Below are 14,942 nucleotides of genomic sequence, written 5' to 3' on the forward strand. Positions count from 1 at the left end.
TAAACACTATCAGGAATCGTAATCATAACAAAACGTGGTCAATTTATAAGGAAAGAAGGAGAATCGAGTATGACAGAAAATTGCGAATGGCACTCCGCATATCTTGTCGTTTATTTTTCATTTATGCCTCAACCAACATTATGGTAATCCCCCTCCTGCCGGGAGGCCATGTCCTTGCGAGGCAGAGTCAAGACTCCGGCGAGTCCCCAAAAACCATGCCCGCTACGAATGCGAATCACTCAGGAGGCGATACCCGATGCTCGATTCTGTCTGGATGTAGCGGGGGGTGTTGGGATCGTCTTCGATTTTTTTCCGTAAACGCATCATAAACACACGGAGATAATGGGTCTGCTCTTCCGCACCCGGCCCCCATACTTCGGTGAGAATCTGCCGGTGCGTGAGCACCTTGTCCTGATGCGAGACTAGAAGCCGCAGGATGGCATATTCCTTCACGCTGAGTTTCACGAGTTCGCCGGCCTTGGTGACGCGCCGGTTGGCGAGATCCACCTCGACGGTGCCGAAACGGATGGTGGCTGGCGGCTCGTTGGGGCGGATTCTGCGCAGGAGCGCCCTCAGGCGGGCCAGAAGTTCGCCGCCCCCGAACGGTTTTATGAGATAATCATCGGCGCCGGCGTCGAGCGCCTCGATTTTTCGGCTCTCCTCGCCGAAAACCGAAAGGATGAGCACCGGCGTCTGGCTCCACTCGCGCAATCTCTTGAGCACGTCGATGCCCGACATGTCGGGCAGGCCCAAGTCGAGCACGATCACATCGGGCCGATGATGCGCCGCCTCGACAAGACCGGGACGCCCGGCCTCGACTTCGCGAACCTCATAACCGGCGTCTTCCAGGGTGAAGCGAAGCAGCCTGCGAATCTGGATTTCGTCATCGATAATCAAAACCGAGGGTTTGGGGGTCTGTTCGTTCATTCGTGAGGCACCGATTCGTGAACCTTGTGGGGCAGCTTGATCGTGAAGCGGGCGCCGCCCCCCGGATTGTCATCAGCCACGACATCGCCACCTTGTGCGAGCATAAAACCACGGACAATCGACAATCCCAGCCCGAGCCCGCCGGCCTTGGCCTGCTCCCCGCGCTCAAATTTTTGGAACAGCCTTGCCCTCGCCTCCTCCGTAAGGCCCGGCCCCCGGTCGGCCACCGTGATAAAAACCCACGCCTTGCCGGAATCCTGATTCTCAACCCCGGCGTGCACCGAGATGGGCGTGCCGGCGGGCGTGTGGTGGACGGCATTGAGCAAAAGATTGGACAGCACGTGCTCCATCAATACCGCGTCGGCCATGAACAGCGGCATCTCATCCGGCACTTTGACCGAGAATGGCCGGCTGGCCAGACCTTCGCCCACTGCGCGCCGGGCCGCCCCGATCAGGTCATGCACATCGCACCAGTCCATGCGCAACCGGAGGCGCCCCGCGTCAAGGCGCGTCTGGTCGAGCAGGTTGGCGACGAGGTGATCGAGCCGCCGGGCCGCGGTCACGATCTCCCGGGCCAAAATCTCCCGCCGGGCGCCTTTTTCCCGGGCCAGCCCTTCCGCCGCCGAACGCAGCACGGCGACCGGCGTCTTCAACTCATGCGAAACGCTGTCGAGCAGCGTGCGGTGCATGCGGTCGGATTCCGCCAGCAATTTTTCGCGTTCGCTGGCCTCCCGGAACTGTTCGCGCTCGATGAGCAACCCTATCTGCAGGGCAAACATTTCCATCAGCCTCAAGTAAGCCGGGGGCATCCTGTTTTTTTGCGAACCCCATCCGACCGAAAATATCCCGAGGCGCCGCTTCCCCTGCTGCACCGGTATGTGGATGTTCCCGCTCAACGAGACCGCCGTCCCGCTCCCCTCCCGCACGCAGGAAAACTCCTGGTCATCGAGTTTCAGGGAACTCCCCGAATGGGAGACAAAACGATTGTCGCCCTCGGGCAAGGACAGGGCGGTCGGCACGCCAAACAGGGCGTCCGCCTGCCGCAGCGCCACTTCTATGGCGTCATCGAGACTGCGCGCCGCATCCAGGGCGCGGGTCAGTTGCAAGATCACCGTGGCATTCCGTTCGCGCTGCCTTTCCTGCTGTTCCTTGGCCCGCAACCGGGCGGTCAACTGTCCCGCGACAAGCGCGACGACAAACCACGTGCCGAGAAAAATCCCGTCCTGCACATTGAGCGGCGCAAACGCCATCTGCGGCGCCACGATGAAAAAATTCCATGCCAGCACGCCGGCCACGGAGGCAAAAAGCACGGGCCAGCGGCTCACCCGCAAACACAGCATGATGACCGCAAACAAATAGATGTCGCCAAACACGCGGTAATCGGCCGGCACAAAACACGCGACAACGGTGACCATTGAGATGACCAGCACCACTTCGATGTATTCACGCAGCAACGACGGCTGATGTATTTCCCAGGAAAGCGGCGCGCCGGGACCAGACTCACGATTACGGGGGGGAATATCTGTCCGGGAAAAGAGCACTGGGAGCACAAGGGTTTTCGCTGGTGCCCGGAGTGGGGGTCGAACCCACACTCCTTTAAGGGGAACCGGATTTTGAGTCCGGCGCGTCTGCCAATTCCGCCATCCGGGCACGGATGCGAGGGAGTGACGCTAGAAACTCGCGCCTTGGTGTAAATCGCAAATTTCGTCCGGCGGCAGGCGCTCCTTCGGGTGCCCGGGCGTTACTCCGCCGACAATTCGTGCGCCAGCACGCTCAGGGCGTAAGTGGCGGCGGTCTCGCAACGCAGGACCAGCGGGCCGAGCGTGACGGGCTTGATGCCGCACTCCAGCGCAACCGCCATCTCGGCCGGCGAAAAATCCCCCTCGGGGCCGATCAGCCAGAGCGCGCGGCGCGGCAGGCGTCCGTTGTTGGCGGCGCGGAAATCCGCCAGAATCGTCTTCAACGAACACGCTCCTGGATGCAGGCTGGCGATCAGCCGCAAATCGTGGTCGTCCCGGCCCGCGCTCGCGCGCATGAACGCGGTCGCATTCTGCAGCGGCTCGATTTCGGGCAACCACGGGTTGCCGCATTGCTTCGCGGCCTCGAGCGCGGCGACGCGCCATTTGTCGATTTTCCTGTCCTCGCGGCCTCCGTCGAGATGCACCTGTGTGCGCTCGCTTTCGAGCGGGACGATGCGGCGCGCGCCGATCTCGGTCGCCTTGCGCACGATGGCATCCATCGTCTGCCCCTTGGGCAGCGCCTGCGCCAGCGTGATGGCAAACGGCAGCGGCGCGGCCTGGCGCACGGCCCGCACGCGGAGCACGGCCGCGTTTTTCGAGGCGTTGACCAGTTCGCAATCCCACTCGCGCCCGCGTCCGTCAAACGCCACCACCTGCGCGCCGGCGCGGGCGCGGTTGACGGCGACGAGATGATGCGACTCTTCCGGCGACAGGCGCAGTTCGGCGGCGGAAACAGCGTCGGTGTTTTCAGGCGGCGGGCAATGGACACGGAAATCGGGCATGGCGCGGAACGGGCACGATGGGTTTGGCGGGACCAAGTGAAACGCGCGTCGCGCCAAGGTGTCGAGGGCCGAAAACAACAAGGGCACCGGTGAAAAACCAGCGCCCTTGCCGACTTTAAGACTACAAACGAATCACTGAATGAACTGTTCTGACGCGGGGAAAGACGCACGGCATCGACGCAACGTTCAAATATGAGCGCGCCGGCCATCGATGGATTCTCTCCCGCGTTTTTCGGGCGAATACGAGGCGCGGCGCCGCAATTTGGATCGCCCGCCTCCCTGCTTCGTGCAAAATTCCATCCCTACCGGCGTCTTCCCATGCGCACACTTTGCCCGCTCATCCTCCTGCCCTCGCTTGCCATTCTATGGCAGGGCTGTGTTTCGCGACCGCCGCGTCCGGTCGCGCCGCCCGCCCCCGCGGCATCGGCATCTTCGTCCGGGGGTGCGGTCCGCCAGACGCCCGATGTCGTCGTTGTGCTTCACGGCCTCGGCCGCACGCGTGGGTCGATGAATCGTGCGGCCTCCATGCTGCGGCACGACGGCTACCGCGTGGTCAACGTTTCCTACCCTTCGCGCACGATGCCGCTGGAACAGCTCGCGAACGAATGGCTGCCCGCGATGCTGCGGGCGCACGGCGCGGACGGCGCGCCACGCCTGCATTTTGTCACCCACTCGATGGGCGGCATCATCGTGCGCCTCTGGCTGCGCGACAATCCCGCGCCGGCCAACCTCGGCCGCATCGTGATGATCGCGCCGCCCAATCATGGCAGCGAGGTGGTCGACCGGCTGCGCGGCAATCCTCTTTTCAGCCTGTTCACCGGCGTCAACGGCGCCCGGCTCGGCACGGGGACGGATTCGCTGCCCGCGCGGCTCGGCGCCGGGCCGGTGGCGGCGGAGATCGGCGTCATCGCGGGCAACCGCTCGCTCAATCCTGTATTTTCATGCTGGATACACGGTCCCGATGACGGCAAGGTCGGCGTTGCCAGCGCGCGGCTCGACGGCATGAGCGATTTCATCGAGTTTCCCTGCTCGCACACCTGGCTGTCATGGCGCCGTCCGGTGCTCGCCCAGGTGGGAGCGTTCCTGCGCGACGGCGAATTCGGGCATCTGTGATGCCGCCGTCCGGGCAGCCCCCTCCCGCGGCCGGCGGGGGCGAGTTCACGCATTCGTAACATTTTCGCCACAATTCCGCCGCACGCGTGGCGCAAGGTCTTGGTGCGCCCGGCGCGTTTGCCGGTCGCGCTCACCAAACACCAAGACCAAATGACCTCCTTCAGACTCCTCAAAAAACGACTCGCGCTCCTCTCGCTGGGCGCGCTCGTAGTCGGCGCCGCTTCCACCGCGCCCTCCGTCCGCGCCCAAGACAGCGGCGCCCTTCTGAACGTTCTCGTCCGCAAAGGCATCCTCTCCGACCAGGAGGCCGAGAATGTCCGCGCCGAACTCCAACACGAAGCCCTCGAGACTTCCGCCGGTAAATGGAATCTTTCCAGCGCGCTCAATGAGCTGAAACTCTCCGGCGATGCCCGTGCCCGCTATGAATATCGCTCCGGCGAAAACGGCAGCACCGGTGACCGCCAAGAGCGCAACCGCTTCCGCTACCGCTTTCGCCTCGGCCTTTCCGGCAAACTCGGCGACGGCTGGTTCTTCGGCACACGCCTCGAAACCGGTTCGGGCAACCGCTCCACCAATGTGACCGCCGGCGACTACTCCCTCTCACCCTTTGGCAAAGGCGGCAACAATGGCATCTACCTCGGCCAGGCCTATATCGGTCGCACGATGGGCGACTTCACCTTCACCGTGGGCCGCATGGCCAACCCGCTGATTACCTCGCCCATGATTTGGGATGACGACATCAACGTCGAAGGCCTCGCCGAGCAATGGGCGCATACCTCCGGCAACATCACCTACTTCGTCAATCTCGAGCAACTCGTGTATGACGGCGTAGGCACCTACAACGCCTTCGGCAGCAGCTCCGCGCGCTCCAACACATTCCTCTTCGGCAACCAAGTTGGTGCACGCCTGAAACTCTCCGGCGGAGCCACCATCCAAATCGCGCCTACCTATTACTTCTACAGCAACGATGGCGTCGGTCTGACCGCCCTCACCACCCCTAACAACGCCATTCACCGCCCCGTCGGTGTCTCCGTCCTCGACCTCCCGGTCGAATACAGCACCACGGTTCGTGGATTCCCGCTGAAGATCTGGGGTGAGTTCGCCATGAACCTCGACGCCGACGACCGCGCCGACGCCGCCGGCATCCCGACCGCGGACGGCGAGGACATCGCCTTGCAAATCGGCGCCGCCCTCGGCGCCACCAAGGTGAAAGGCGACTGGGAACTCCGCGCCTTTTACCAGGATGTCGCGGCCTTTGCCCTCGACACCAACCTCGTCGATTCCGACCTCTTCGACAGCCGCACCAACATGAAAGGCTTCGGGCTCGCCGCCACCTACGTGCTTGCCGACGGCATCAGCGTGAAAATCACCTACGCCGCCGCCGACCGCAAAAAGGACAATCTCGCCACTTATGGAGCCGGTGACATCGGCACGGCCAACCTCACCAAGTACCAGCTCTTCCAAACCGACATCAGCGTGAAATTCTAAGCCGCCACGCGTATCCAAAAAACACTTATACAAGCACCTAGTCGGACTCGTCCGATCAGTCCAGTCACAGCAATTCCGCATTCCCAAACCCATCCCAACCATGAAAAAACTAATCGCCATCGCCACCGCCGCGCTCGCCCTCACCGGCCTCGCCCGTGCCGACAAGCTCGTCATCAAGGGTTCCGACACGCTCGGAGCCAAGCTCGTGCCCATGCTGGCCGAGGAATACAAGGCCGCCAATCCCGGAACCTCGTTTGAAATCGCCGCCGAGGGCTCCACCACCGGCATCACCGCCATCATCGACAGCACCGCGCAGATCGGCATGTCCTCGCGCCGCGCCAAGGCCACCGAGCTCTCCGCCGGCAAGGCCAAGGGCGTCACGCTCAAGCCCATCATCGTCGCCTACGACGGCATCGGCGTCATCATCAACGCCGGCAATTCCGTCACCGGCCTGACCAAGCGCCAGATCGAGCAGATCTTCACCGGCGACATCACCGACTGGTCCGCGGTGGGCGGCAACCCGGGGAAAATCTCCATCTACACCCGCAACACCTCGTCCGGCACCTACGCCGACTTCAAGGAGCTCGCCATGAGCAAGCGCGACTACGCCGGCTCCTCGCAAAAGATGGCGGGCAACGAGCAGATCGCCTCCGAGGTCGCCCGCAATCCCAACGGCATCGGCTATGTCGGCCTCGCCTACCTCGACGTCCCCGGCATCAAGGTCGTGGCCATCGACGGCACGAAACCGAGCAAGGAATCCGTCCTCGCGAAACAGTATCCCTACGCCCGCCCGACCTTCTACTACACCAACGGCGATCCCGTCGGCGAGGCCGCGAAATTCGTCGAGTTCACCCTCAGCGACGCCGGCCAGCGCATCGCCGAGAAAGTAGGTTTCGTCGGCGTGCGGTAAAGGAACAGCACACACACGCCTCCCTCTCCTTCATGGGCTCCATGCGCCCCATCGGTCGCATGGAGCCCATTTTCCGAACGCCATCCCGCCATGCCCGCCACCGCCGAAAACACCATCCCGACCTCCGCCACGCCCGCGCGCCCGGCGTTCGCCATCACCAAGAAACGCACCCGCTTCCTCGGCCTCACGCTTGACGAATGCATCCAGGCGTTCTTCGGCGGCAACGCCCTCGTCGCGCTCATCGTGCTCGCGCTCATCATGGTGTTTCTCTTCCGCGAAGGCGCGGCGTTTTTCGGGCAGAACCAGCGCAACCTCATCGTTTACCGCCAGGCCGGACTCGAATACGTCGATCATATCCGGCGCCAGGAAACCGCCCACACCGCGCTCACCCGCCAGCTTTACGACCTGCGGCTCGCCGCCTTCACGCAGCTCACTCAAAAACAGCAGCTTTCTCCCGCCGACGCCAACGCCCGCCTCGCTGCGCTCGACGATTTTTCCGGCCGGTTCAGCGACGCCGTGATGCCGATTCGCGGCCTCGTCTCCGACCTCGGCGAAGTCGCCACCGCCATCAAGACGCGCTTCAACGTCAACGAGGACAAAACCACCCAGCGCGCCCAGCTTCTCGCCGAAGGCCACGCCGCGGAGGCCGCGCAGGTCGTCATCGAGCCGGTTGATTTCGCCGCCGAACTCCAGCCCATCCTCGACACCCTGCCGCTCTACCGCGAGACCAACGCCGCCTTCGCCGCCGGCCTCGAAACCCTGCTCTCCGCCGCCCCGCCGCTCTCCCAAATCGAACCGGGTCTCGACGCGCGCATGGACGAGTTCAAGCGGCAGACGCGCGCCTACATCGCCACGTTCCCGGAAATCGAGCGCAAGCTCGCCGCGTGGGACTACGCCAGACCCGTCCCTTTCACCGCCAGCCTCTCCGCGTTCATTTTCGGACGCGACTGGCTGACCGCGAGTTTCTGGCAGGACTGGTATGGCATCATCCCCCTGTTCACCGGCTCGCTGCTTGTATCCATCATTGCACTACTGATCGCCGTTCCGCTGGGCGTCGGCGCCGCCATCTACGTCAACCAGGTCGCCACCCCGCGCGAGCAGCGCCTCATCAAGCCCGCCATCGAGTTCATCTCGGCCTTTCCCTCCGTCGTGCTCGGCTTCTTCGGCATCGCCGTCCTCGGCGAGCTGCTGCGCCGCTTCTCCCAGGCCGACTGGGTGCACTGGGTGCCCGGCTTTCCCATCATCGAGCGCCTCAACGCCCTCACCGCCGGCTGCCTGCTCGCGCTCATCTCGATCCCCACGATCTTCACGCTGGCCGAGGACGCGCTCAACAACGTGCCCCGCGCGCTGAAGGAGGCGTCCTACGCGCTCGGCGCGAGCCGCCTCCAGACCATCATCAAAATCATCACGCCCGCCGCGCTCTCCGGCATCATCTCCGCCATCCTGCTCGGCTTCGGCCGCGTCATCGGCGAGACCATGATCGTGCTCCTCTGCGCCGGCAACCGCATCGCCATCCCCGACTTCACCTCCGGCCCCGCCGCCGTCACGCAGCCCGTGCACACCATGACCGGCATCATCGCGCAGGAGATGGGCGAGGTCGTGCGCGGCAGCATCCACTACCGCGCGCTCTTCGTGGTGGGCATCGTGCTCTTCCTCCTCTCGCTGGCGATAAACTACGCCGCCCAGAAAATCGTCACCCGCTACCGCATCGCCGAATGATGGACACCACCAAAAACGCCCCCGAGAATCCCTTCCGCTCCCGCGGCGGCGCCCTCGTCTGGCGCGAACGCGCCATCTTCTCGCTCTTCCGCGCCGCCACCTACTGCATTCTGCTCTGCGGCGCGCTTGTCCTTGGCAACATCGTCTTCAAGGGGGCCGGCACCGTCTTCTCGTCCCGGTTTCCCTTCGTCAACACGACCTTTTTCACCGAGGCGCCCGAGACCCTCCACGTCTTCGAATACGAAGGCGCCACGCACCGGCTCGGCGACCGCGACTACCGCGCCTTTCGCGCCACCGAGACCGCCCGCGCCGCCGCCGAAGGCCGCCCCGCGCCTCGCTTCGCCAACGAGCAATCCATCGTCTATTCCGCCGGCGGCATCCTCCCCTGCATCGTCGGCACGCTGCTTCTGGTCACCGGCTCGATGACCATCGCGCTCGTGCTCGGCGTCGCCAGCGCCGTCTATCTCAGCGAATACGCCAAATCCGGCCCCGTCGTGCGCATCATCCGCCTCGCCATCCTCAACCTCGCGGGCGTGCCCTCCATTGTTTTCGGCCTCTTCGGCTTCGGCATGTTCGTGATCTTTTTCGGCTGGAACGTCTCTCTCATGGCCGGCTGGTTCACCCTCGCCTTCATGGTGCTGCCCGTGGTCATCACCGCCAGCGAGGAATCGCTCAAGGCGGTCCCGCGCGGCTTCCGCGAGGGCTCGCTCGCGCTGGGCGCGACCAAGTGGCAGACCATCCGCAAATCCGTCCTTCCCTACGCGCTCCCCGGCATCCTCACCTCGTCGATTCTCGGCATCGCGCGCGTGGCCGGCGAGACCGCGCCGATCATGTTCACCGCGGCCTATGTCGTCCGCGACAAGCTCCCCTGGCAGGTTTCGGAAATCAGCGATTTCTTCTTCCAAGGCGTGATGGCGCTTCCCTACCATATCTACGTCGTCAGTTCCAAGATTCCGCAAAACGAATACACCGAACGCGTCCAATACGGCAGCGCCTTCGTCTTCCTCCTGCTCGTCGCCCTCATCGCCACCGCCTCCATCATCCTCCGCGCCCGCCTCCGCCGGGCCTACAAGTGGTGAAGGACGCCAAGTGCCAAGTAACAAGTGGCAAGTAACAAGAAAAGAAATCCAAAGCCAGAATCTCAAATTTCCAAACCAAGCCCGCCGCTCGCGCGTTTCCTTTCCGTGCGTTCTGTGGGCGATAAAACCAAAATGCCGATGACTCTCCAGCCGCCACGCACCATTCCAATCGAGAATCGGGAATCGAAAATCGAAAATTCTCCCCCTTCCCGCACCCTCATCGAAATCACCGATCTCGACTTCTACTACGGCGAGAAAAAGGCCCTCGACGACATCAACCTCCGCCTCCCCGAGAAACGCGTCACCGCCTTCATCGGCCCGTCCGGCTGCGGCAAGTCCACGCTCCTCCGCTGCTTCAACCGCATGAACGACCTCATCGACGGCACCGCCATCCGCCGCGGTTCCATCAAGATAAACGACATCGACATCAGCCGCCCCGACGTCGATCCCATCGAGCTCCGCAAGCGCGTCGGCATGGTTTTCCAGAAGTCCAATCCCTTCCCGAAGTCCATCTACGAAAACATCACCTACGGCCTTCGTATCCAGGGAATAAATACGAAATCCCGCCTCGACGAGGTGGTCGAGCGCAGCCTCCGCGGCGCCGCCCTCTGGGACGAGGTGAAGGACCGCCTCCACGAAAGCGGCCTCGGCCTCTCCGGCGGACAGCAACAGCGCCTCTGCATCGCCCGCGCCATCGCCGTCGGGCCGGAAATCATCCTCATGGACGAGCCCTGCTCCGCGCTTGACCCCATCGCCACCGCCAAAATCGAGGAGCTTATCCACGAGCTCAAGCGCCGCTACACCATCATCATCGTGACCCACTCCATGCAGCAGGCGGCCCGCTGCTCCGACTTCACCGCCTTCTTCTACCTCGGCCGCCTCATCGAGCACGCCGACACCCGCACCATCTTCATGAGCCCGTCCAATCCGCAAACCGAGGCCTACGTCAGCGGCCGCTTCGGCTGACCCGCCGCCTCGCCTCCTTCATCTTTATTCTTTCCTCTTTATCTTTCTCTTTCCTTCCTCTCCCGAATCCTCCGCTCTCTACGAGGGAAAGAAGAAAGATAAAGAGGAAAGAATAAAGAAAGCAACCGGGCTTCCGGTCCTCATTCCACTACACACTCCGAACTACGCATTCTCCCATGAAACGCTTCTTCGACACCGAGCTCGAAACCTTCCGCTCCCAGCTTGTCCTCATGGGCGAGAAGGCCATTGAGCACGTCCGTCTCGCGCTCCGCGCGCTCACCGAGTCTGACGCCGTCCTGGCGCAAAACGTCATCTCCGCCGACGACGAGATCGACCAGCTCGAAATCGCGATCGACGACGAGGCCGTGCGCTACATGAACCTCCGCGCGCCCATCGCCACCGACCTGCGCCTCGTCATCGTCGGCATGAAGGCCTCGCACGACCTCGAACGCGTCGGTGACGAGGCCACCGGCATCGCGAAGCGCGCCATCCGCCTCGCCGCCGAGCCCCCGCTCAAGCCCTATGTCGATATCCCCCGCATGTCATCCATCGCGCTCGAAATGCTCCGCGACGCGCTCGACTGCTTCCTCGAGGCCGACAACCAGGTCAAGGCGCTCTCCGTCATCCGCCGGGACCCCGAAGTCGATCAACTCAACAAGCAACTCTACCGCGAGCTGAGCAGTTTCATGATCGAGCGCCCCGATACCATCAGCCGCGCGCTGGAACTGATGTTCATTTCCAAGTCCCTCGAACGCATCGCCGACCACGCGACGAACATCGCCGAGGAAATGGTCTACCTGGCCCAGGCCCGCGACATCCGCCACGCCCCGGAATTGAAGAAAACGTAACCCTTCCCGCCCGCCCGGTCGTTCCCGTTCTCTTGCTTGTTCTCTCTTCTTCTTTCGTGAGGTTTCGAAAACGAGGAATGGGCAGGGGAACGAGAACGATCGGGCGCCATTCTTTATTCTTTTGCCCGTCGCGCATACCTGCTTCCATGCGGGGCTTATGCGCATCGTCATCCTAGGTTCCGGACGCGGCAGCAATGCCGCCGCCATCCTCGAAGCCGCCGGTCAGAATCGTCTGGGCCGGGCTCGTGTCGTCCAGATTTTTTCCGACAAACCCGGTGCCGGCATCCTCGCGCTCGGCCCGCGCTTTGGCGTGCCTGCGGCCCACCTCGACCCCGGTCCATTCAAGACCAAATTCGACGAAGCCGGCGAGACCCGCTACATCGAATCCATTCGCACCCTCGATCCCGGCCTCGTCGTCCTCGCCGGCTTCATGCGCATCCTCAAGCCCCGGTTCATCGACGCCTTTTCCCGCAAGATCATCAATCTCCACCCCAGCCTCCTGCCCAGCTTCCCCGGCCTCGACGGGATCGGCCAGGCCTGGCGGCGCGGCGTGAAAATCACCGGCTGCACCGTCCACTACGTCACCGCCGAGGTGGACGGAGGCCCCATCATCGACCAGTCCGCCGTTCGTATCGAAGAATCGGATACACTGGAAACGCTCGAACAGAAAATCCACTCCGCCGAGCACGCCCTCCTTCCCTCCGTCATCGCGCGGCTGAGCGCCCCCCCCTCGCAATAAGTCTCCCCGCTATCTTTCTTCTTTCCTCTTTATCTTTCTCTTTCTCCATCGCGCCCCGGAGACAGGGAGAAAGATAAAAGAGAAAGAATGAAGAGGAAAGAAAACGGACCAAGCCATGTCCCCCATCCTCATCGTCGAAGACGAGCCCGCCATCGCCGACACGCTCATTTACGCCCTCCGCACCGAGGGCTTCGAGCCGGTTTGGCGCGGCACGGGGCGCGAGGCGCTTGCCGCGCTCGATGCGCGCCTCTTCGCGCTCGTCATCCTCGACGTGGGCCTGCCCGACGCCAACGGCTTCGAACTCTGCAAGACCATCCGCGCCCGTTCGTCCACCCCCGTGCTTTTCCTGACGGCGCGCAGCGACGAAATCGACCGCATCGTCGGACTCGAGATCGGCGGTGACGACTATGTCACCAAGCCCTTCAGCCCCCGCGAGGTCAGCGCCCGGGTGAAGGCAATCCTGCGCCGCGCGAAACCCCGTGCCGCCGGGGACGCGCACGGAAGTCCCGCCGCCGTCGCCGCGCCTCCCGCCTCCGCGCCTCCGCCGGTTTTCGAACACGACGGCGACCGTTGCGAAATCCGCTTCCACGGTGCGCGCCTCGACCTCACGCGCTACGAATACCGCCTCCTGAAAGCACTCCTCTCCCACCCCGGGCGAGTCTTCTCGCGCGACGAACTCATGACCCGCGCCTGGGAGGACCCCGGCGCGAGTCTCGACCGCACGGTGGATGCGCACATCAAGACCCTCCGCTCCAAACTCCGCGCCTCCTCCTCCGGCGCCGACCCGATCCAGACTCATCGCGGCCTGGGCTACTCGCTGCGGGAAATATAAAAGCATCTTTCTCTTTATTCTTTATCTTTCCTCTTTCTCCCCTGCTTTCACCAGCATCCCCAAAGCCCCATCCAGAGAAAGATAAAGAGGAAAGAATAAAGAGAAAGACACGGAACCCATGACTATCCGCACCCGCATTCTCCTCGTTTACCTGCTGATTGTCGGAGGCGGTTTTTATTATCTCCTCCAGCGCAGCCTCGACGGGCTCGCCCCGCGCTACCTTGAGTCGATGGAGGAATCGCTCGCGGACACCGTCAACATCCTCGCCTCCGCCATCGAAGGCGTCACCGACTCCGATGTCATCGACCCGGCGCGGCTCCAGTCCCTGTTCGACGGGGCCTACGACCGCCGCTTCGAGGCGCTCATCTACACGATGACCAAGACCCGCGTGGACCTCCGCGTCTATGTCACCGACGCCGCCGGACGCGTCATCTACGATTCCGCCGGACGCGACACCGGCGCGGATTTTTCCACCTGGCTCGACGTCTCCAAGACGCTCCGCGGCGAATACGGCGCGCGCGCCACCCACGAGCGTCGCGGCGACCCGTCTTCATTCGTCATCTACATCGCCGCGCCGGTGAAATCCCGCGCCGATCCCGCCCGCGCCATCGGCGTCGTCTCCGTCGGCAAACCCACGGCCAGCATCAATGCCCTCGTCGAGGCCGCGCGCAAACGCATGTTTGTCGCCGGGCTCATCGGCGGCGGGCTGATCCTCGCCGTCGGCATCGCCTTCTCCATCTGGATCACGACGCCCGTCACGCGCCTCACCGCCTACGCCCGCGCCGTGCGCGACGGGCGCCCCGCCTCGCTCCCGCGCCTCGCCGGGCGCGAAGTCGGCGAGCTTCGCCAAGCCTTTGAGGAAATGCGCGCCGCGCTCGAGGGCAAAACCTACGTCGAGCGCTACGTGCAGACCCTCACCCACGAGATCAAATCCCCGCTCTCCGCCATCCGCGGCGCCGCCGAGATCCTCGCGGAAAATCCCCCGCCCGACGCGCACGACCGCTTCGTCGGCAACATCCGCACCGAGACCGCCCGCGTCCAGCGCATCGTCGACCAGCTCCTCCAGCTCGCCGCGCTCGAATCGCGCAAGGCCCGCGCCGAATCCGCGCACATCGACCTCGCCGCCATCGCCCGCGAGTGCGCCGCCGCCGCGGAGCCAGCCGCGCAAGCCCGCGGCATCGCGCTCTCGCTCGACGCCGCGCCCGCGCCGCTGCGCGGCGACAAAAACCTCCTCGCCCAGGCGCTTTCCAATCTCCTGCAAAACGCGATCGAGTTCACGCCCGCCGGCGGCCGCATCGCTTTCACCGTCGCGCCCGACCCGCAAACCCGCGAGGTCTTCGCGCGCGTCGAGGACACCGGTCCCGGCATTCCCGATTATGCCGCCGGACGCCTCTTCGATCGTTTCTATTCGCTGCCGCGTCCCGGCAGCGGCGCGAAAAGCACCGGGCTCGGGCTCAGCCTTGTCCGCGAGATCGCACATCTGCACAGCGGCGAAATCGCCGTCGCCAACCGTCCCGACGGCATACCCGGCACCCGCGCCGAACTGCGCCTGCCGCGCCGCGCCGTCTGATATCATTTCCGCCCGAAATTTATCTTTTAGGTAGGGCGAGGCGTCCCGCCGAGCCGCGGCTCAGCCGGAGGCTTCGCCCTACCGTGATCAGGTCTATAAAGGGTTCGAAAATGGCATGCTCAAAGAAGAACCTCGCCGCCGCTCCGATATTGCGCAGTCAGGAGCGCGGACATTCCTGTCCGCAACGGACACGTGCGGGCAGGAATGCCCGCATCAAAAAAACGGCGGCA

At 63.8% G+C, this 14,942-nt stretch carries 13 protein-coding genes and 1 tRNA gene; 10 read left to right on the forward strand and 4 right to left on the reverse strand.

The window, feature by feature from the left end:
- Positions 1-222: 222 nt before the first annotated feature.
- The 4 genes from OH491_RS10605 to OH491_RS10620 form a co-directional block, all read right to left on the reverse strand.
- On the reverse strand, positions 223-927 hold the full coding sequence (locus OH491_RS10605) for a response regulator (RefSeq protein ID WP_068771431.1): 705 nt from the start codon (positions 925-927) through the stop codon (positions 223-225).
- Positions 924-2,381, reverse strand: coding sequence for a sensor histidine kinase (locus OH491_RS10610; protein WP_342751014.1), 1,458 nt, complete (start codon positions 2,379-2,381; stop codon positions 924-926). Before OH491_RS10610 ends, OH491_RS10605 begins: the two co-directional genes overlap by 4 nt.
- Before the next feature lie 108 nt (positions 2,382-2,489).
- A tRNA-Leu gene (locus OH491_RS10615) sits at positions 2,490-2,577 on the reverse strand.
- 91 nt (positions 2,578-2,668) lie between these two features.
- Entirely contained in the window at positions 2,669-3,448 is a 780-nt protein-coding gene (locus OH491_RS10620) for an RsmE family RNA methyltransferase (RefSeq protein WP_068771658.1), read from the reverse strand.
- A gap of 318 nt (positions 3,449-3,766) precedes the next feature.
- Here OH491_RS10620 and OH491_RS10625 point away from each other — a divergent pair, with 318 nt between their 5' ends.
- The 10 genes from OH491_RS10625 (at position 3,767) to creC (ending at position 14,712) form a co-directional block, all read left to right on the forward strand.
- On the forward strand, positions 3,767-4,561 hold the full coding sequence (locus OH491_RS10625) for an alpha/beta fold hydrolase (protein ID WP_334319474.1): 795 nt from the start codon (positions 3,767-3,769) through the stop codon (positions 4,559-4,561).
- Between the two features lie 150 nt (positions 4,562-4,711).
- Positions 4,712-6,049, forward strand: a complete 1,338-nt coding sequence (locus OH491_RS10630) for a putative porin (RefSeq protein ID WP_145928925.1) — start codon at positions 4,712-4,714, stop codon at positions 6,047-6,049.
- 100 nt (positions 6,050-6,149) lie between these two features.
- Positions 6,150-6,959, forward strand: a complete 810-nt coding sequence (locus OH491_RS10635; RefSeq protein ID WP_068771429.1) for a phosphate ABC transporter substrate-binding protein — start codon at positions 6,150-6,152, stop codon at positions 6,957-6,959.
- Positions 6,960-7,049: 90 nt separating this feature from the next.
- Positions 7,050-8,678, forward strand: coding sequence for a phosphate ABC transporter permease subunit PstC (gene pstC, locus OH491_RS10640; RefSeq protein WP_068771428.1), 1,629 nt, complete (start codon positions 7,050-7,052; stop codon positions 8,676-8,678).
- Positions 8,675-9,757, forward strand: a complete 1,083-nt coding sequence (gene pstA / locus OH491_RS10645; RefSeq protein ID WP_068771427.1) for a phosphate ABC transporter permease PstA — start codon at positions 8,675-8,677, stop codon at positions 9,755-9,757. Before pstC ends, pstA begins: the two co-directional genes overlap by 4 nt.
- A gap of 138 nt (positions 9,758-9,895) precedes the next feature.
- Positions 9,896-10,723: a phosphate ABC transporter ATP-binding protein PstB gene (pstB, locus tag OH491_RS10650; protein WP_068771656.1), complete on the forward strand. Its 828-nt coding sequence runs from the start codon at positions 9,896-9,898 to the stop codon at positions 10,721-10,723.
- A gap of 176 nt (positions 10,724-10,899) precedes the next feature.
- Positions 10,900-11,571, forward strand: a complete 672-nt coding sequence (gene phoU / locus OH491_RS10655; RefSeq protein ID WP_068771426.1) for a phosphate signaling complex protein PhoU — start codon at positions 10,900-10,902, stop codon at positions 11,569-11,571.
- A gap of 157 nt (positions 11,572-11,728) precedes the next feature.
- Positions 11,729-12,310, forward strand: coding sequence for a phosphoribosylglycinamide formyltransferase (gene purN, locus OH491_RS10660; RefSeq protein ID WP_068771425.1), 582 nt, complete (start codon positions 11,729-11,731; stop codon positions 12,308-12,310).
- 115 nt (positions 12,311-12,425) lie between these two features.
- Complete coding sequence (gene creB, locus OH491_RS10665; protein WP_068771424.1) at positions 12,426-13,142, forward strand: two-component system response regulator CreB; 717 nt, start codon at positions 12,426-12,428, stop codon at positions 13,140-13,142.
- Between the two features lie 118 nt (positions 13,143-13,260).
- Positions 13,261-14,712, forward strand: a complete 1,452-nt coding sequence (gene creC / locus OH491_RS10670) for a two-component system sensor histidine kinase CreC (protein ID WP_068771423.1) — start codon at positions 13,261-13,263, stop codon at positions 14,710-14,712.
- The last annotated feature ends 230 nt before the right edge of the window (positions 14,713-14,942 follow it).

Origin of the sequence: Termitidicoccus mucosus (assembly GCF_038725785.1) — a bacterium.
In the GTDB taxonomy this organism is placed as follows: Bacteria; Verrucomicrobiota; Verrucomicrobiia; order Opitutales; family Opitutaceae; genus Termitidicoccus; species Termitidicoccus mucosus.